At 58.4% G+C, this 18,631-nt stretch carries 14 protein-coding genes and 1 pseudogene; 6 read left to right on the top strand and 9 right to left on the bottom strand.

Annotated features, from left to right (window positions below; genetic code table 11):
* Positions 1 to 16: 16 nt before the first annotated feature.
* From CV770_RS11550 to CV770_RS11505, 9 genes are all read right to left on the bottom strand, one after another.
* Positions 17 to 1,123 (bottom strand): nodulation protein NodZ, encoded by a 1,107-nt coding sequence (locus CV770_RS11550; protein ID WP_104462424.1) that lies wholly within the window; start codon positions 1,121 to 1,123, stop codon positions 17 to 19.
* Positions 1,124 to 1,293: 170 nt separating this feature from the next.
* A complete protein-coding gene (locus CV770_RS11545; protein ID WP_146101275.1) occupies positions 1,294 to 3,321 on the bottom strand; it encodes a carbamoyltransferase family protein in 2,028 nt (675 codons plus the stop codon).
* A 323-nt stretch (positions 3,322 to 3,644) separates the two neighbouring features.
* Entirely contained in the window at positions 3,645 to 4,433 is a 789-nt protein-coding gene (locus CV770_RS11535; protein ID WP_104462422.1) for an ABC transporter permease, read from the bottom strand.
* A gap of 3 nt (positions 4,434 to 4,436) precedes the next feature.
* Positions 4,437 to 5,357, bottom strand: coding sequence for a nodulation factor ABC transporter ATP-binding protein NodI (nodI, locus tag CV770_RS11530; RefSeq protein WP_104462421.1), 921 nt, complete (start codon positions 5,355 to 5,357; stop codon positions 4,437 to 4,439).
* Position 5,358: 1 nt separating this feature from the next.
* Positions 5,359 to 7,068 (bottom strand): nodulation protein NodU, encoded by a 1,710-nt coding sequence (nodU, locus tag CV770_RS11525; protein WP_104462420.1) that lies wholly within the window; start codon positions 7,066 to 7,068, stop codon positions 5,359 to 5,361.
* A gap of 13 nt (positions 7,069 to 7,081) precedes the next feature.
* Positions 7,082 to 7,711 carry a nodulation methyltransferase NodS gene (gene nodS, locus CV770_RS11520; RefSeq protein ID WP_104462419.1) on the bottom strand — a complete coding sequence of 210 codons (630 nt, stop codon included), beginning with the start codon at positions 7,709 to 7,711 and terminating at the stop codon, positions 7,082 to 7,084.
* 11 nt (positions 7,712 to 7,722) lie between these two features.
* Entirely contained in the window at positions 7,723 to 9,099 is a 1,377-nt protein-coding gene (nodC, locus tag CV770_RS11515) for a chitooligosaccharide synthase NodC (RefSeq protein ID WP_104462418.1), read from the bottom strand.
* Positions 9,100 to 9,111: 12 nt separating this feature from the next.
* Complete coding sequence (gene nodB, locus CV770_RS11510) at positions 9,112 to 9,771, bottom strand: chitooligosaccharide deacetylase NodB (protein WP_104462417.1); 660 nt, start codon at positions 9,769 to 9,771, stop codon at positions 9,112 to 9,114.
* Entirely contained in the window at positions 9,768 to 10,400 is a 633-nt protein-coding gene (locus CV770_RS11505) for a NodA family N-acyltransferase (protein ID WP_104462416.1), read from the bottom strand. The genes nodB and CV770_RS11505 overlap by 4 nt, the downstream gene beginning before the upstream one ends.
* Positions 10,401 to 11,235: 835 nt before the next feature.
* Between CV770_RS11505 and nodD1 the strand changes: the two genes are divergently transcribed.
* From nodD1 to CV770_RS11460, 6 genes and pseudogenes are all read left to right on the top strand, one after another.
* On the top strand, positions 11,236 to 12,180 hold the full coding sequence (gene nodD1, locus CV770_RS11495; RefSeq protein ID WP_104462415.1) for a transcriptional regulator NodD1: 945 nt from the start codon (positions 11,236 to 11,238) through the stop codon (positions 12,178 to 12,180).
* 450 nt (positions 12,181 to 12,630) lie between these two features.
* Positions 12,631 to 13,456: pseudogene (tnpC, locus tag CV770_RS44220) on the top strand (IS66 family transposase); the annotation flags it as partial.
* 73 nt (positions 13,457 to 13,529) lie between these two features.
* Positions 13,530 to 13,751: a transposase domain-containing protein gene (locus CV770_RS43255; RefSeq protein WP_245453742.1), complete on the top strand. Its 222-nt coding sequence runs from the start codon at positions 13,530 to 13,532 to the stop codon at positions 13,749 to 13,751.
* 373 nt (positions 13,752 to 14,124) lie between these two features.
* Positions 14,125 to 15,096 carry a transcriptional regulator NodD2 gene (gene nodD2 / locus CV770_RS11480; protein WP_104462414.1) on the top strand — a complete coding sequence of 324 codons (972 nt, stop codon included), beginning with the start codon at positions 14,125 to 14,127 and terminating at the stop codon, positions 15,094 to 15,096.
* Between the two features lie 905 nt (positions 15,097 to 16,001).
* Positions 16,002 to 16,715 (top strand): MerR family transcriptional regulator, encoded by a 714-nt coding sequence (locus CV770_RS11465; protein WP_201759805.1) that lies wholly within the window; start codon positions 16,002 to 16,004, stop codon positions 16,713 to 16,715.
* A 258-nt stretch (positions 16,716 to 16,973) separates the two neighbouring features.
* Positions 16,974 to 18,167, top strand: coding sequence for a branched-chain amino acid ABC transporter substrate-binding protein (locus CV770_RS11460; RefSeq protein ID WP_245453733.1), 1,194 nt, complete (start codon positions 16,974 to 16,976; stop codon positions 18,165 to 18,167).
* The last annotated feature ends 464 nt before the right edge of the window (positions 18,168 to 18,631 follow it).

The raw sequence follows: 18,631 nt of genomic DNA, 5'->3' as shown, positions 1-18,631 counted from the left end.
AGGCGAGCTACGAATTTCATAAAGCCACGAGCTCTTGCGGGGATTCTTCAATCAGGATCAATCGGCTCGGATCGCTCAAATCGAATTCCATCACGCGTGGGGCAAAGAGACGCGCATAGCGCGTGAAGGCGCTCGTCGGGGGAAAACGGATCACGGTGTCGCAGCGCGCAAGGAGATACATATCGATGAGGGCGGAAAAGCCGCCCTCGGCTCCGAGCGCGGCGTTGTGCAACGGGCCGGCCTGAGGTGCCTGGAACCGTTTTGGGATCGTGAAAACATCAGGAAATATAGTCGAGACCTTCTCAAGGACGAGCGCGCTGTCCGTGCACAGGAAAGCCCTCAGAGGTTTTGCGTGGGGTAACACCCTGGCCTTATCGATGGCATTACAGACCTGTCGCAAGGCGCGCTCCGGGTCAGCCCAATAGGGAGCATGCCCCATAATGTCCTCGCCGTTGCCATGCCGGACATGAATGCCGATTACGCTGTACGGCTCAAAGTGCTCCTGGTAGATAGCATCAATCCGAGCCTGAATTTCAGGTCGTGGCTTGATGCTCCGAAAGATCTGTCGTTCGGCCTCCTGATCGCAGCGCCACATCAGACACGCATCACACACAACCGTGTTAGCGTCACTATCTTTGTGACTTTGGAACAGTCGATCGAGTTCGTCGCGCTCCCGGAAAATCTGCTCGTCCGGGCGATAGACGCAATCGATGGTTGGCTTGTTCCACCATGTCGGGAAGAATGGTCCCGGAAATGAACACTGATTGATCTTGTCGTCGCAAATCACCCGCACGCCACCAATGTCTTGAACCGGTTCGAAGAAGACTGGAAAGGCGTTGATGGATGGCTCATTGAGATAACAAGATCCCCGCCAATCGATGGCTAGCGTCCGTCCTGTCTGCTTTGCAAAACGCCAGGCTGCCGCCAGTGACCACAGGCAGTCGCCGAACCCCGTGCGTCGCCGGGAAACTACGAACCTATCATTCTTCGAACCGCTCTGCATTGCCTCTTCCCGGGCTCTTGGTTGGACAAGAGACGTCATTGCAGACATCTCACGTATCATCTTGTCCGACGTCACGGTCTGACATCGCGGTGCCGGCGAGCTGCGTCGGTAGAACTTCATAGCAGCGCTATCCGTGATGGGCAGCGTTCTCGCAACAATTTCCGTCTTTTCTCGAGCGGTGTTGCGTCGACGTGCCCAATTTCAATCGGAGGCCCGATGCACCCCCGTGCGTCGGATGGCCTCGCCTCTTCACATGCAGGCATCGGCATGGCCATGCTCATGAGTTCCGACTATGTTTCGCTTTGCACTTTATTGCAGCCGCAAGTCGCGCGCGGCGGATGCAGCCGAACGCCCCGCAGCTCCCACACGAGCCGCAGTTCCTTCACGAGATCTTCACGCTTGGCCTGGTCCAGCATGGTTGCGTCGAGAAGCCCGCCGAGCGACGCCTCGCCCTCGATCCGCATCAAGATCGCGAACAGCTCATGTGAGATGCGCGTGCTATCGTGGTCGGAATGTCCCGTGCGGATCTCGCAGACCGTTTCCTGACGATCTGGCGCTGTGTGGGAGCGAACACGATGAAGGGATGCATACGGCGGCAATGAAACGCCGAGTGCACTCCAATCCTGCAGTGATGCTGGTCGCTTCCTGACGAGGAAAGGACCAACAACAAGTCCGTCCAGGTCAGTCGTCAAGAACGTGGTGATCGCATCTGACACGGACTCCACGATCGGCTCGGCATTGTTGTTAAATGAGGTATTTAGAAGAACTGGGATGCCTGTTCGCCTCTTGAACGCATCAATTACATCCCAATAGGTGGGGTTTGTCTTGCGCGATACTGTCTGCAGCCGGGCGGTCCCATCAACGTGCGTGATTGCACCGAGCACGTTACGCTTGGCTTCACGCACACGAACCACGAAGTTCATGAAGGGGAACTGCCGCGTGCCCTCCGGGAGCTCAAAGAACTCCCTTGCATCCTCCTCCAGTACAGATGGCGCAAAGGGGCGATAGCCCTCGCGCTTCTTGACCATCGCGTTGATGCGGTCCTTGTTTTCCGCAGGCCGCGGGTCCGCGAGAATGCTGCGGTTACCAAGCGCACGTGGGCCGAACTCAGAGCGGCCCTGAACCCAGCCGATTACAGCACCATTTGCCATCCAGTCTGCCGCACTGGATGCTATGTCATCACTTCGCTGAATGTCGAGGTGGCCTGACCATGCGTTGAGCTCATGCTCGACGGCTTGCTCGTTGCCGAGATCGGGCCCCCAATAAACGTCCGGCAGTCGCTCGCGCGGCGCCGGCCTGCCCAGCTCGTTTGACACCATCAACGCAGCGCCCAGTGCGCAACCGGCGTCGTGCGCCGCGGGTTGAACAAAGATGTCGTCAAATAGCCCGGAATAAAGCAGCTTACCGTTCAGCGTGCAATTATGGGCTACTCCCCCAGCCAAGCACAAGCGTGTCATGCCCGTCGCTTCACGATGGTGCCGCAGGATGTGAAACACGATCCGCTCCAGCGCCTCCTGCAGCGAAGCGCTGACATCTCGATGCTGTTGGGTGAACGGCATTCTTTTTCGCCGAACCTCGATCTTGCGGACCAGGGCCGGACCGATCCGATCCAGGTGAACGCGATAGCCACCGTTTTCCAGCAACTCGTAGAACTGCGCGAAGAGCTCGCGATAGGGAGCGGGATCACCATACGGGGCAAGCCCCATCACTTTGTACTCGTCGAACAACCCGTAGCCGAGATATCGGATCGTCTCGAGATAGAACAGCCCCAAGGAGTTATGTTCCGGGAAGCTTGCAAGTTGCGCAATTTCGGTGCCAGACCCCACCGCCAATAAGCCGGAGAGAAAATCGCCACCGCCGTCGATCGCAAAAACGAGACTTTGCTCGAAGCCGGACATGGCAAACGCGCTCACGGCATGCGCTTCGTGGTGATTCACGAAGGAAAGCCGCGACGGATCGATCTCAGCGCCGAACTCCCGTGCCAGCAGCTGGCGCAGCAACAGTTTGGCGTCCAACGGAACGGGCTGAGAAACAGAAAGACGCTCGAGCATGGTATTGCAGTAGGCTTCAGTCGCGTAGAACGCGATACGGTCGATCTCGCCGAGCTCAACCCCTGCGGTAGAGAGGCAGTACCGGATCGAATTGCTCGGGAACTTGTTGGAGTGCTTGACGCGGTTGAGGCGCTCCTCTTCGACAGCAGCAATCACGCGGCCGTCCTGCACAAGAACCGCAGCGCCATCGTGCAGAAATGTATTCGGCAGCTCCGGCGAGCTTTCATAGACTCTGTCAAGTCCGCCACTCACTCCCAGGCACAACATCCCGTTCTCCATATGATCATGCCGAGAACGCCAACTGCGTCCCACCTATCTAATCTTTACAGTCACGCTCCATCGGTTGCGCGGGTCAGACAGCACAACACAACTTTGCAAAGTCCATCTCGGCGCCTAGCGACTAGCGCTCAGAAAGTACGGTGCTGGCGTCCGCACCGTTCGACCGAACAGGCGGCCGTAGACCTTGCTCGATCTGGGCCTCTTAAGGCCATTGCAGCAGTTGCTGTGACAGACCAGGTCATCCCGAGCTACCGCAGAACGCATCGTGACATTGCATCGATGTGACTTTCTCCATTTTCGCTGAACTCACGTCAACGCATCAACCGGCGACGAAATAGTGCTGTCGACGCGAAGAAGGGCAAGACCGCGTAAACGCAGAGCGCACCTACGTGCAAGGCGGCGCTGTCGGCGCCACGCTCAAGCATCGCTGGGCGAATAAGGTCGACCGAATGTGCGAGAGGCAACAAGCCGGCGAAATGTTGAAATGAGCCGGGCAGTTGGCTCGTCGGAAAGACGGCGCCACACAAAAACACCATAGGAGTGAGGACAAGTGTCTGGTAAAACACGAAGTAATCGTAACTTGGCGCAAGAGATATGACGACCATCGCCATGCTGGCGAAGACAAGGCCAGTAAGGGCGATTACTGGCATCGCATACAGAATGGATGGCCATGACGCATAACCCAGCGTGGCAGCGACGATCCAGATCGCTGTTCCGGCCAGAACGGACTTACTGGCCGCCCACACCAGTTCACCCAGAACGATGTCGCCAAGCGTGAGCTGAGTGGAGAGGATTGCTTCCCAGGTGCGCTTGGCGTCCATGCGTGCAAAGGCTGCATACATGGTTTCAAAGGTCGCGGACGTCATGGCGCTGGTCGCGACCATGCCTGCCGCCAGGAACGCGATGTACGACGTCCCCTCAACGGGCCCCACGATCAGTCCAAGGCCAAAGCCGAGGCCAAACAGATTGGTTATAGGATCTGCGAGGTTGCCGAGAATCGATGCAAGTGCGACTTTTTTCCATGCTAGGAAGTTCCGACGCCATACCGCAACCCAATTGTACGCGTTAGCGGGCATCACCGCCGCATAACTTTCACCCATCGCTCACTTCTCCATCTCGCGCCCGGTCAGCCGCAAAAACACGTCTTCGAGATTCGGGGGGCGCTGCAGAATACGAAGGCCCGCTCGCCCGCGCAGTTTCACGCGTACTTGCTCCGGATATGGCGCATAACAAAAGAGCGTCTCACCACTCACTTCGATGTGCCGTGCATGCGGCCTGACCAACTCGCAGAGCTGATGTGGATCACCGCCATAGATTTCGACCACGTTGCAGCCAATATGCTCATCGATCAGGCCGTCCGGCTTGCCTTCGGCGATCTTGCGTCCCCCCTCGAGGACACACAGCCGATCGCACAGACGTTCGGCCTCTTCCATGAAGTGAGTGGTCAGGAGAATCGTCTTGCCCCTCCCAAGCAGAACTCGCAGACGTTCCCAAATCAGGTGGCGGGCGTGCGGATCCAAACCAGTCGTCGGCTCGTCCATCACGAGCAGATGCGGGTCATTGATTAGCGCACGCGCCAGCGTCAGCCGCCGTTTCATACCACCGGACAGCTCGGCGACGCGCGTGTCCGCTTTGCTTTCGAGGCGTGCAAACTCAAGGAGCGAGGGGGCGACCGCCTCGATCTTGCGAGCGCTCATGCCGAAGTAGCGACCAAACACCAGCAGATTCTCTCGTACGGTGAACTCCAGTTCAAGGTTATCGAACTGCGGCACCACGCCGATGCGCACACGCGCCACACGAGCGCGGGAAGGGACAGGCTCATTGAGCACCGTAATCTTGCCTGCGTCCGGCGAAATCATGCCGAGGAGCATACGGGCAATCGTACTCTTGCCAGCTCCATTCGGCCCGAGAAGGCCAAAGCATTCTCCGCGCGCAACAGAGAACGACAGCTCATTGACGATGATCTTATCGCCAAATGATTTTCTCACGCCGGCAAGGTCGATCGCTACCGTGGACATGTTCATCTTAGGCTGAAAGAAGTCGTTCAGCAGACGATGGCTTCTTAACGACCGTTTTGGTCCAGAGCTGGCCGTCGCACCACACATGCTCAACATGCCCCCATTGGCAAGCCGCGGCAGCATCCGGGAAGAATCCCCGTCCGTGGAGGTTCGCGCTCGTGTTGCAGAGCAGCGGAATCCCCGTGAGTTGCTCAAATTCGACGAGAAGCGCGGCGACCTTGTGCGGAGAGTTGCGAGAGATTGTCTGCAGCCGCGCCGAGCCGTCCAGATGGACCACAGCAGGGATCTTGTCGCGCCATTCCGCCCGGGTCTGGTGGTCGAAAAGCATGTAAGGATCTGGCGTACCGGGGTTGAAAATTTCTGGCGCCCGATCCTCCAGACAGATCGGCGCCACCGGCCGGAAGTGCTCGCGACGCTTGATGTCGTTGAGATGATCCTTCATTGACGGGGAGGTCGGCGCTGCAAGAATGCTTCTGCCGCCCAACGCCCGCGGCCCAAGCTCGGCGCGCCCGGAAAGGAAGATGACCGGCTTGTTGTCGGCGAGAATCGCCGCAAGTTCACGCAGACTGCATGGCGCCGCCTCCCAATCCGGCGGAAGCTCGCTGTCCTGCAGGTCCGGACCACTGTAAACTGACCATTCCAATGGCCCGAAGCCATTTTGCGCCGCCATCGCGCCGCAAGCAGCGCCGATTGCCGAGCCGCTGTCATTCGGAAACGGCGGCACCCAAACGTCATCGAACAATCCCTCCGCACGAAGCGCGCTGTTCCACTTGATATTGAGACCGCAACCTCCGGCGATACATAGATTTCGCGCTCCCGGAAGCGACGAGTGTCGCAACAGAACCATCGCCATTTCCTTGACAAGAAGACGCTCCACGAACACATGAAACGACGCAAGGACGTCCTCCGCTCGCTTGGCCGTCAGGCGCAATGCGCTTGCCTCGAAGAAGTCGTGCATAGCTGCCAGCGACGATTCCGCATTGTTGATGTCAGCGCGGTAGCGACGAGCCTGCTCCGTGTCATCGGCGAAGCGCTTTTCATAGAGCTCCTGAAACACCGTCACGATGCTTTCGTCGACAGAGCCAAGCGCGATGTAAGCCATCAGCTTGCCGGCGATGCCCAAATCCCAATTGGAGCGGTTCGGCTGCCTATAAGGGCCGAAGTGAAGGCCCGCGGCAGCATAGGCGTGGCCGATCATCGGAAATAGGGATGCAATGAGCCGTGCCCCCCGAGGCTCGACATAGTAAAGACGTGGAAAGATGCAGCCGTCCCATACCAGACAGAACGCGGGTTTTCCCGCACTTGCAAAGGGACTAGTGCTATATGCTGACGCGACATGGCCCGTGACGTGCGGGTAGCTCTTATATGTAAAGGCCTTGCCTCCGAGGATCAGGCCAAAGCCGTCGACGGAATCAAGAACGCCCTCAGCATGGCGCTCGACATATGGCGCCCCTTTGAGCGCGATCGGCACAGCGCCACTTAGGACCTGGAACTGCGACTCAATCTCTCCATCCCAGCCGTCGATCACGAACTGATCGATATCCCGCGGATCCAGGCCATGCTCCGCCAAGGCGAGCACGACTGCATCGAGGTTCTCGACGGATTGATATCGTGGACTGTTGCCGCGCTTCTCTTGCTCGGTGCAAAAGACAAGCTGCCCGTCCTCGACGACAGCTATTGCCCCGTCATGTGTTAACTTGATGCCGCAGATGCGCATACGATCCCCTGGTCTAGTGACCGACGTTTGATTGTTCTGACGAATGACCCGGCTTCCGGAACCGGACGATCAAGCAGTCTTCGTTGACCGAGTCGGTGTGGCAATGCAGGCGCTCGACCTCCGACAGGCTCTCGTTGAAGAGAGCGATCACCGTTTCGGCACCAGCAGTATGACCCCATCGTTGACATGTGGCATCACGTGCGGACCCGAAAATCAGAGCTCCATTTGGCGCAAGCATACTCACCAGGTTGCGGATGGCCGCATGCATCTCGACAATGTCCTTGAGGTAGTAGAGAACCTCGGCCACTACGATCAAATCGAACTGCCTAGTGGTGGAGAACCGTTGAATGTCGCAGGTCACCCACGTGATATGTGACCACTTCCTGGTCCGTCGTCGCGCTCGCTCGATAGCCTGCGGCATGACATCGACCACCGTGAGTCGCTCGCAAAGCGGCGCCAGCATCTCCGTGAATGCACCGGCTGCACATCCTACTTCGAGGGCATACGCAACATCTCCATCGCGATGCGACATCCGGAGCATTTGCGCGTATCGCTCCTGCTCGAAAGAACTGCTGTCGAGGCGCCATGGATCGTCGAAAGCCAACTCTCGCTCTAGCAGTTGATGATTTGTGTCCAGGGTCATGAGCCAATCACCTATTTGAAGGCAGTCGAACGGTCGCGACCGCAAACACTCTTCTTCGCCGCCAGGCTCGATGGACGCTGCGAAATCCCCGTCTTACGAATTGTACTACACGCTCCCCCCATACTTGCAGGACTTCGTCCATCGCTCGGCTGCAGGATGACCGGCTCCTTTTCCCCTTCCGCCGACACGTTGGCTACCTTGCGCGATAGCCAATCACTGTTGCTCAAGGTACAAAGCGCATAGGCTTTCAGAGGAAGTAAGAGAAAGATATTGATCGGTGTGTGGAGCGAGAAGCCCAGAAACCGCAGATCGCGAGCACGAAGGGATGCCACACTGCACCGGACCATCGTCATTGCTGCAATCGTCAATCCCGTCCACCAGGGCACAGAGCCTACGATAAGGAGCTGTGCGAGCGCAGCCAGCGATGAAAGGGCGAGAAGCAACGGGCCGAGATTTTGCCCGACAACGTCTAGCGTCAGATAGCCATCGAGCTCTGGCAGCAGTCGTAATGCAAGGAACGTGTCCCGGAAAGTACTACGCGCCCAGCGGAGTTGCTGACGTAGATATGGCACAAGGGCGTCCGGGACGACCGTTGCTGCGATCGCGTCTGAGACGTATTCGGTTCGAAATCCTGCCTTGAGCATGAGGATCGTTAGATGGCGATCCTCGCCGAAATCGCTCGGCTTCCCACGAAAGAATTGCGCTTCGTATTGATCAAGTAGCAAAGCGAGCGCGGAGCGACGATACATGGCACATGGGCCGCAGCAGCACATGACCGCACCGAAACGCGCCTGCGCCGCGCGCTCCTCGTTGCATGCCAACCAGTATTCCATATCGATCAGCCTGGTCAGCCAGGTTTGGCTGCGGTTGCTCGCTATCAACTGACCCATGGCCGCACCGACTTGCGGGTCGTGCATCTTCAATACAAGCTTCGTGACAACGTCAGCGGCAAGTATCGTATCCGAGTCGACGTTGAGGACCAGGTCACCGGATGAGCTGCGTATTGCGGCGATCTGCGCTTTGCGCTTTCCAACGTTGTTTGCCAGCAAGATGATGCTGAACCTCGGATCGTTCGCATAGATTTTGTGTACAGGCGCGACAAGATCGCGATTTGCAGATCCGTCGTCGACCACATAAACCTGCAGCTTTCCGGTGTAGTCTTGACTCGCAAGCGACTCCAGACATTCGGCGAGCGTGATTGGATCCTCGTTGAAGCACGGTACGATGACGTCAACACTGGGAAGGACCGCCTCCGATAGCCCCAGATTGTCCGGCAGCGATGAGTTCATCGCCGGTTGGGCATAGAGCGCTTGCGCGCTCTTGTAGATCGTCGAGAGCAGCGCATAAGACGAAACAGTGACAGCACTGGTTGTAGCGAGTAGGTCCATAGGGTGTTTTTTTCAGTGAAGTTGAGGGAGTGGACGGATTACGAACCCGCGCCGTTGTAGTGCCGGGATCAGATGTGACAGCGCGATCGTGGTCTGATCACGCAGCGTGGCATCAGTGCACGGTCCCTCCTCATCAGGAGGATATCCGTCGTGCAGGAGCACAATTGCGCCCGGGTGAACGCTCGCCAGTACCGAATTCACAATTCTATCAACCCCGGGGCGGGACCAATCTCTCGGATCAACCGACCAGTGCACAGCTGTGAGACCAGCGCTCGCCGACACCGCGAGCACATCATGTGTCCACATGCCGTATGGCGCTCGCAAGTGCCTGGGTGAGGCCTGCGGGCACGCCGAACGGATCGCCTCGCTCGCCGTCAGCACTTCATAACGTAGCTCCGCTGGCCTGCATTTGGATAGATCCGGATGCGTCATGGTGTGGTTCGCAACCTCGTGCCCTTCCGCGATCATTCGTCGAATGAGTTCAGGTTGTTCGGCCGCGTACGTGCCGATCACGAAGAACGTCGCCGGAATCCGATGTTGGGCCAGCACATCGAGCAGCTCCGGCGTGCAAAATGGATTTGGCCCATCATCAAAGGTCAAATAGACAGGGCGACTTCCGCTCCCGTCAGCGTAGTCGCATCGGACAGCAGATAGGGGGAAACGCTCTTTCACAACTCAGGCCCGTTCCGATCGATGATCGTGCCGGCCGGCCACTCGCTCATCGAGCATCCAACCGGGAAAACCACTACGATCACGTCTTCGATCCGGATCGGCGGCAAATTGGGATAGACATCCGGGTGCGTGGAGCGGACGCGAATGCCAGACATGAGGGTGGCCAGCCCCTGCCTTGCGACTAATCGGGTCATATGTTTCGCAAGCGCAGGCCGAACCGTGCCAAAGCCGAACGGAACCCCAAGCTCATGCAGCATCGGATACATCACGCGCATTGCATGGCTGACTCCCAGGCCTTCAAGATCCGGACGCACCGCGTATAACCCCAGTTCGCCCACGAGAAGATCGACCCCACCAACATTGATGAAGCGGCGTAGTAGCCCGAGGTGAGCAGCTATCCCGCGCGCGTCGTAACCGATTACGCGGACCTCAGGTCTTGCACCGGCCCAACTTCGGTTGCCCTCAAATGGCTGCGCATTGAACGCACCGGTCGGCCCGTAACTCTTGCGGAAGAACTCGGCGAGTTCGGCATGATCGGCGAGTTGCAATTCGCTTTCCCAGCGACGACTCCACTGCACTTGAGCGCGTGCAGACGGAGTTTCCGCAGTCGGGGATACGGCAATGTTCATGGCGAGCTTCCTTGCGCCAGTGCAATTATGAGCGGAGATGGTCACGTGAGCACGCTAGTCGTCGAACCGCTGATCAATACTGAACTGAGCTGCCATGACCCGTCGGAGCGCGGCACTCCTCGCCTGCGCCACGCCGCGCGCCTTCGCTCGCGACGAAACGATCTCATGGTTCGCACACGTCATCCGGCCAATGCCCTGCGCGGGATATCCCGGAAGATGCCGACGAGGCGATTGGACTAGCCCGAATCTGTCTGCACCACGGAGCTTCTCCGTCTCGTCTAGCATCGCTGTCGACGTTTTGACGTCTGCGGGCAGGCCTTCGATGCGGGGAGCCTCATCGACGCCGCATCCTAGTGGCATCAGATCAAATTGCCTCATGTGCATCTTCGACACGCCCTGAATGCTGTGGACAGGCGAGCCATTTGGAGAGTCGCCTGAATTACTTGGCATCCGCAATCTGCGCCTGCCGCTATTTCGCGACACTAGAATGCGGCTGGACGCGCTCTCAAGTGTACGCGGGTAAACCTCCAATATGGAAACGGATGAAACACGCATACCAAGGTTTATGGAGATCTGCCTGGCGGCTCGATCGAGTGAGCTTCGCACCGAGAAGAAGCGACGCGGCTCGCACGGCGCGTCCATAGCCGCCCTCGAAGCGGATGTGCCGGCTGCTCGCACGTCCAGGAGTTTTTCTCTGAGCCAGCGTGAACGAGCAGCAGCCATCATGGTATGCCTGATTACTTTTGCAAACTGATGTTTGCTATCTAACATCCCGCAATTTGGTAAAATCGATTGTTTCGATGGATTACATCCACACGATGGATAGACTGACAACATGCGGTTCAAGGGACTTGATCTAAACCTTCTCGTTGCGCTCGATGCTCTGATGGCGGAGCGCAACCTCACAGCGGCCGCGCGCAAAATTCACCTGAGCCAGCCCGCTATGAGCGCGGCGATCGCGCGGCTGCGCACCTATTTCCGCGATGAGCTATTTACCATGAGAGGTCGCGAGCTTGTCCCGACACCTGGCGCGGAGGCGCTTGCAGGTCCGGTTCGCGAGGCCCTTCTGCACATCCAACTCTCGATCATATCGCGAGACGCGTTTGACCCTGCTCAGTCGAGCCGACGCTTCAGGTTCATTCTCTCCGATTTCATGACGATCGTCTTTCTTCGCCAAATTGTGGACCGTATCGCCCAGGAAGCTCCGGCGGTGCGCTTCGAATTGCTGCCATTTTCCGATGAACCCGATGAGCTGCTCCGCCGGGGCGAGGTGGATTTTCTCATTCTGCCGGAGCTGTTCATGTCGAGCGCGCATCCTAAGGCGACGCTGTTCGAGGAGACCCTCGTATGCGTGGGATGCCGCGAGAACAAGCAGCTCTCGCGGCAGCTTACGTTCGAGAAATACATTTCAATGGGGCACGTTACGGCGAAGTTCGGACGGGCGCTCAGACCAAACCTCGAAGAATGGTTTTTGCTTGAGCACGGCGTCAAGAGACGCATTGAGATCGTTGTGCAGGGCTTTAGCCTGATTCCGCCCATATTGTTGGACACAGGCCGTATCGGCACAATGCCCTTACGGCTCGCCAAACACTTCGAAAAGCGGATGCCACTGCGGATCGTCGAGCCACCGCTCCCCCTGCCCACATTCACCGAGGCTGTGCAGTGGCCTGCGTTCCACAATACCGACCCGGCGAGCATTTGGATGCGGCGGATATTGCTGGAGGAAGCATCTAACATGGCATCTGGGAATCAGGAGCCTCCAACTCGCAGGCGCTGCTAGGCTCACCATATGCCGCTCCCGGCACGTTCCAAATACGCTAACAATCCTTCGACCTGCTCGGCCGCTTTCGCCACTTCAACGTGACTGGGGCGAAGCTGCCAGAGACGGCGATCGGTTGCGAAGACTTGCCGAGTGGTGCGCGTGGTGACCTCGCAGGTGAGGTTTGATGCGCTTGCACTGCAAACAGGCGTAAGCGCGAAGCCGATACCCTGGCCTCAGAGTTAGATTGAATGTGCGAAGAACCCTCCGGCTTGGAACGGAGGTTTGGATGGGATTGGGCAGCAAAAGGGACGCCCATTTGGACGGCTCGTCGGTAAGGCCCGTTAGCCGGCTAGAGGTTCTTGAAGGACCGTCAGGGCGCCTTGTGCGTTCGGAAGCTGAGAGAGCCCGGATCGTCGCCGACACGCGCGTCGCTCGAAATACATCTGTCGCCGCTGCTCGGGCCGTGTCGTGCAGGCGCGCGCACCGGAGCACGTCGTGCCCAGCGGGCCGCCGACCGAAGCGGCCATTGCGCACGTGATCGTCTCCAAGTTTGGCGACCATACGCCGTTTTACCGTCAGGCAGAGATCTATGCGCGCCAGGGCTTGATCGGGCGACACTGCGGCCGCGCCTGCTTCCATCTTCAGCCCATCGCGGACCACATGCGCCGCCGCCTGGCCATGGCGGATCGTCTGTTCATGGACGAAATCACGGCGCCGGTGCTCGATCCCGGGCGAGGCCAAACGAAGAAGGGCTACTTCTGGGCGATCGTCTCCGACTACCGCGGCCACAGCCGCCCAAGTCCGCCGATCGTGCTGTTCCGATATGCCCCCGGTCGCAGCGGTGCCTTCGCGGAGCAGTTTGAATGGCTTTTGCGAACGCTTCCTGCAATGCGATGCCTATGACGGTTATGACCGGATGACCGAAGTCGCTCGACCACAAGGGCCATGGACGCTCGTGCATTGCTGGAGCCATTTGCGCCGGCGCTTGGTCAAATTGGCCTGTAACAGCACATCGCCGATCGCCGAGGCCCGCCGACGGCAGATCGCACAGCTCTACGCCATGGAAGCCATGGTACGCGGCTCATCGCCGGACATCCGGCTGGCCGCGCGCAGGGAGCACTCGCTGCCCATGGTCGCCGCGTTAAAGCTTGATTCGACAAGCAGCTGTCGACTCTCCAGCGGTTCGACACTCACCGAGGACATCCGCTACGCGCTCAATCACTGGCAAGGGCTGACCCGCTTCCTCGAAGACGGACGCCTCGAGCTCGACACGAACACTGTCGAGAACGCTATCCGGCCAGTGTGCCTGACCAGAACAAATGCTCTCTTCGCCGGGCATGGGGTCGGGGCTGAAAATTGGGCCTTGCTTGATCGTTGCCACCTGCAAGCTCAACGACGTCGACCCGGCCGCCTACATCACCGAACCCCTCGAGGCCATTATCGAGGGCCATCCGATTCCGCAAAGCGTCAAGCCTGCGTCCATAGGGTGGCGGCTACGCGCTTACAAACAGGCGACGCCCGGCACTATCGCGGCAGAACACGCCTCCTCCAGCACAATAATGTTTGGCTTGCCCGATAAAATCGCTTGAACCACACACTGCGTCAGGTTGTAGGTTGGCCGCTGTGACTAACGCTGCGCTACGCGGCCGTCGACTGGGCTTTGGCGAACTCACGGCGCTGGCCGGACGCTGTGTTCATCTGCCATTACCCAACTGACCGGGTCCTGTTGCGTAGCTCGCCGGAAGCGGCGAGACCGATCAACTTCGGGATTCCTGACGGTTTCCGGCCGCTGCTGGTCGCCCTACCGCCTTGCTTTCCATTTTTGCGGTCTTTTCACAAGCGTCTTTTCGCGATCGCAGGACGGAACGATGTCCATTCGGGCAAGCCAATAGGATCTCTCCAGACGCAGCGGTCACCGCTCGTTGTATGCGCCGCAATCCCGTTCATGCCGGATAAGTAGACATGCGTTTCAAAGGTCTGGATCTAAATCTTCTCGTCGCGCTGGATGCTCTAATGACTGAGCGCAACCTCAGCGCAGCGGCACGCAAGATTAACCTTAGTCAGCCTGCCATGAGCGCAGCCGTTGCCCGGCTGCGTTCCTACTTCCGTGATGAGCTGTTTGGGATGAGGGGGCGGGAACTTGTCCCGACCTCACGCGCGGAAGGACTCGCAGGTCCTGTGCGCGAGGCTCTAACGCACATTGAGCTCTCAATCATCGCGCGACACGTGTTCGATCCAGCTCGATCGAACCGGCGATTCAGGATCGGCCTTTCTGATTTTATAACAGTCGTATTCTTTCGAAATGTCGTGGAGCGCGTCGCGCGAGAAGCACCCGCCGTCAGCTTCGAACTGGTCGCGCTCACCGATGAGCAGGATGAGCTACTCCGCCGCGGCGAAGTCGATTTTGTTATCTTGCCCGAATTATTCATGTCCAGCGCGCACCCCAGGGCGGCCCTATTCGAGGAGAGACTCGTCTGCGTAGGTTGCCGCACGAACAGGCAACTACTGCGGCGTCTTACATTTGATCGGTACATGTCGATGGGCCACGTGGCGGTTAAGCTCGGAGCTGCGCGCAAGACGCCGGTCGAGGAATCCTTTTTACTCGATCTCGGTCTGAACCGGCGTATCGACATTCTCGTGCAGAGCTTCAGCATGATCCCGCCCCTGCTGGTAGGCACGGACCGCATAGGGACGATGCCATTAGGGCTCGTAAAGCATTTCCAAAGAACGATGCCCCTTCGCATTGCGGAGCTCCCGCAGCCATTCCCCGCCTTCACTGAGGCGGTCCAATGGCCCGTGCTTGACAATAGCGACCCGGAAAGCCTGTGGATGCGAGAGATATTGTTGCAGGAGGCTAGCCGCATGGTGACGGGAGAAGAGCCCTCCATCATCTGCGCTTCGGAACGAGCGGATACTGCCGGAGATTTCGCATGATCTGTCTCGCCGTTTTCGTAAGGACGTACGCAAGATCCGCGAACCTCAGCGCAGACAATTCAGGATCGCCTCGCTCGAATTCATAATCGCTCTATAAGGATCGTCGCAGCGGACGGCTATCATGACGACGTTGTGTAGGTCTTTCGCACGTTGGCAATAGGCTCGACGTGCGAGCGGCGGCTCAGACTGTTGGCCTGGTTTTAGAGACAGGGAGTTACGTTGCACCCGGCCGCAGGGCGCACCTGCCGCGATACAGCACAATCGCCGCTGGGCTGCCCTCGTCAACTCTCCGAATCAGTAGTGGCTCCCGATGAGCGGAAACGCTTCGGTTTCTTCGGAGTCGTACCATCACGCACCGTGGCCGCCGTGGTGGTCATCGATCATGCACATGACCGCGATCTCTTGCGCTGTCAAAGCAAGCATCGCGCACCCGTGTTGCCCTGTCGCATCACCTGGGAGTACATCGCATCTTCGTCGCTCCGCGCCGCGGGTCTGACTTGTTTTGGCCCTATCGCAGCCAAACGTCTTGACGACGTGCGCTGCCATGACGCAATGACAAACAAGGAGCTGAACGTTGAAGCAATGCAGCGGCGTATTCGATCCGGAAGAGCTTTCCGTCCTAGGACGCCTTTATGATAGTGCGGTCACCGCGCTACCCCCATCGATGCGAAGTCCGGAAAATCGCACAGCAATCGCCAAACTCATCCTGGAGCGTACAGCGGCTGGCGAGGCTCGACTGGCATGCCTAACGAACTTGTTGATCACCATTTCCCCTCAGGGTTGATCCCCCGCCATTCTGAGGATAGTCACCTCCCACGCGCTGGAATGGAAGACGATCCAGCTAGAGCTTTGAAATAGCTTGAATCACACGTGACGTCAGGTTGTAGGCTTTGAAATTGAACAACATGAGCAAAGCTACACCACGAAGGCGTCGATGGCGCATTGGCGAACTTGCAGAGGCGACCGGAGTAACGGTGCGCACGCTGCATCATTATGAGCACACCGGGCTACTAGCGGCTTCAGAGCGTACTGACGGCGGCCACCGGATGTACGACCGCGAAAGCGTGCAACGGGTTCACCAGATCCGTGCGCTACGTGAGCTTGGCTTCTCCCTTGTCGAGATCCGTAAAGCTATGGAGGGCACGACCTCACTTATCGATCTTCTACGCAAGCATTTAGAGCGGATAGAAATTCAAGTCGCTCGAGCAACTCTGCTGCGAGATCGCTTGCGCAACATGACCATCGACAGTGATATCCAGGTAAGTGTGGATGAGCTGCCTGCCACCCTCAACGCCATGTCGCGGGTCGAGACGCATAATCAGACGTCCCGATGCACCTGCAAGTTAGCTGCAGATCGCGAGGAGCGGTGGCGGCGGATCCGCAACGACCTGCGTGATTGCATGGATCGGGGCGAGCATCCTTGCGGCGAGCGGGCAAAAGCTGTCGCAGTTGCAGCACGCTTGCTGATCAGCGAAATCGCCGGCGCCGATTCACGCGTTTCGATGATCCTGAAGGTACTTGCACGATTAAGCGCTCCCCGTAGTCTGGCTGGTTGGGACCCCTGCCTCATGCAATATCTCGATCTCGCCCTTGGCGGGTTGGAAGATCAGCCGTACTGACGTCCTCACGGCCGGCTCCGCACCGCGTTGCAGATCGGCCCTGGCAATCTGAAAACGCGATGACGCTTGGTCGATCGGCGGCTCTGATGCGGGCCGACGGTTTCTTTGGATTCGAGCCGGACAGTCGTCATGTCCCCGTCGATCTGCGCTCCCTGACGTACTGATCGAGGCTCCTTCAAAACGGCCTTGAACCGCACGTAACGTCAAATTGTAAGTTCTACCGTGGTCGCAATCTGGCCGGCCTCACGCAAGCTTCGCTTGTCAGACAGCCTCAACGTGCAGGCGCGTCTGATTACAGCTGCTGGCGGTTCACTTCAGGTGAGCATTGGGAGCTCTACAATGTTAAGTGGGCGTTACGCTTCTGCTGCGAGTGCAGCGCTTCTCTTCTGCGCCCTCGCCTCGGTTGCGCGCGGCTCCGAGGTCAATATTGTCGTAGTTGGGCCAATGAGCGGAAGCAGCGCTGCCTTCGGCGCGCAAATGCGCGATGGTGCGGCTGTGGCGGTCGAGGCGTTGAACGCTTCTGGCCTACTTCTCGATATCAAGGTGATATTGAGTGTCGCCGACGACGCATGCGACCCGAAGCAGGCTGTCGCAGTCGCGAATAAGCTCACAACGGAGCGGGTCCGGTTGGTCGTTGGCCATTTTTGCTCTTCCTCGTCGATCCCGGCCTCCGGGATTTACGCAGAAGCAGGCATCATTCAGATGTCACCAGGCTCGTCAAATCCTCAGCTAACAGAACGCGGCCTTGAGAGTGTCTTTCGGATCTGCGGCCGCGACGACCAACAGGGCATCGTTGCCGCAGAGTACATTCACCGGAACTTCCCCAACGACAAGATCGCAGTGCTCGACGACAAGAGCACCGCCGGCAAGGGTATCGCCGACGTCGTTGAAGCACAGCTTCGGAGATTCGGTGAACAAGTCATTCGCCAAAGCTATGTAGCCGGTGAAAAGGATTACAGGGCGTTGGTCTCAAGAATGAAGAAGGATCGGGTGCGCGTCGCCTATATCGGCGGCTATCACACCGAAATCGGATTGTTTGTACGCCAGGCGTCGGAAGCAAAAGCGGGACTCATCGTCATGGCAAGCGATCCGTTGATGACCTCTGAATTCTGGGCCATTACAGGCAGCGCTGGAAATGGCACGTTGTTTACCTTCATGCCGGACCCCGCTAGGAATGCCGATGCGGCCGGCGTGGTGGCCAAACTCAAAGCTTCCAACCTGTCCGCCGAAGGCTACACGCTTTACGCCTATGCAGCCGTGCAAGCATGGGCAGAGGCGGTGAACCGAACCGGCTCTTTCAATGCTATGCGCGTCGCCAGCGCACTTCGTTCACGGCCGACTGATACCGTGATTGGCCCAGTCCGGTTCGATACAAAGGGAGACAATGCGGCTCCTGGCTTTCTGGTTTACCGCTGGCGAGACGGCCGTGTTGAAACTGTCGAGCAGAACTGATTGGCATCAACGCCGTCTCCCCCAACCCAAAGTGACACCGGTGATGAGACGCACTCAGGTCGTTGGAGCAGCGATACTCGCAAGCTCTCTTATACTTGCAGCTTTCGGAGCGTTCTTTGCTTTCGTTGCAGCGCTCGCAGAGCTACCCGATGTCGAGCTGAAGGAGACGCTACATCCGATGATAGACAAATAGTAGCCGTGCGGAGCTGATCTGCCTCGCATGCACAGGACCTCTGAAGCGGCTAACGATGCTTCTGGTCGAGCACATGCTCGCTGTGGAGGCGCTTCGGGAACGTCTAGCAAGGGTGCGGCCGGACTGCCATCTGCGCATTCGCGTGACCACTCACATTGTGCAAGCTCAGATCCGCGCCCCCCAAAGAGAAGCGGCCTAAGCGGTCGAATGACGAACGAGACCTCTTTGAGCGCGACGGCCATGAAGCAACAGACATCTGACCCATAACCGG

It is taken from the genome of Bradyrhizobium sp. AC87j1, assembly GCF_002936975.1.
GTDB classification, from domain to species: domain Bacteria; phylum Pseudomonadota; class Alphaproteobacteria; order Rhizobiales; family Xanthobacteraceae; genus Bradyrhizobium; species Bradyrhizobium shewense.
Note: the sequence above shows the minus strand (reverse complement) of the source record. Positions and strands in the feature narration are given on the sequence as shown.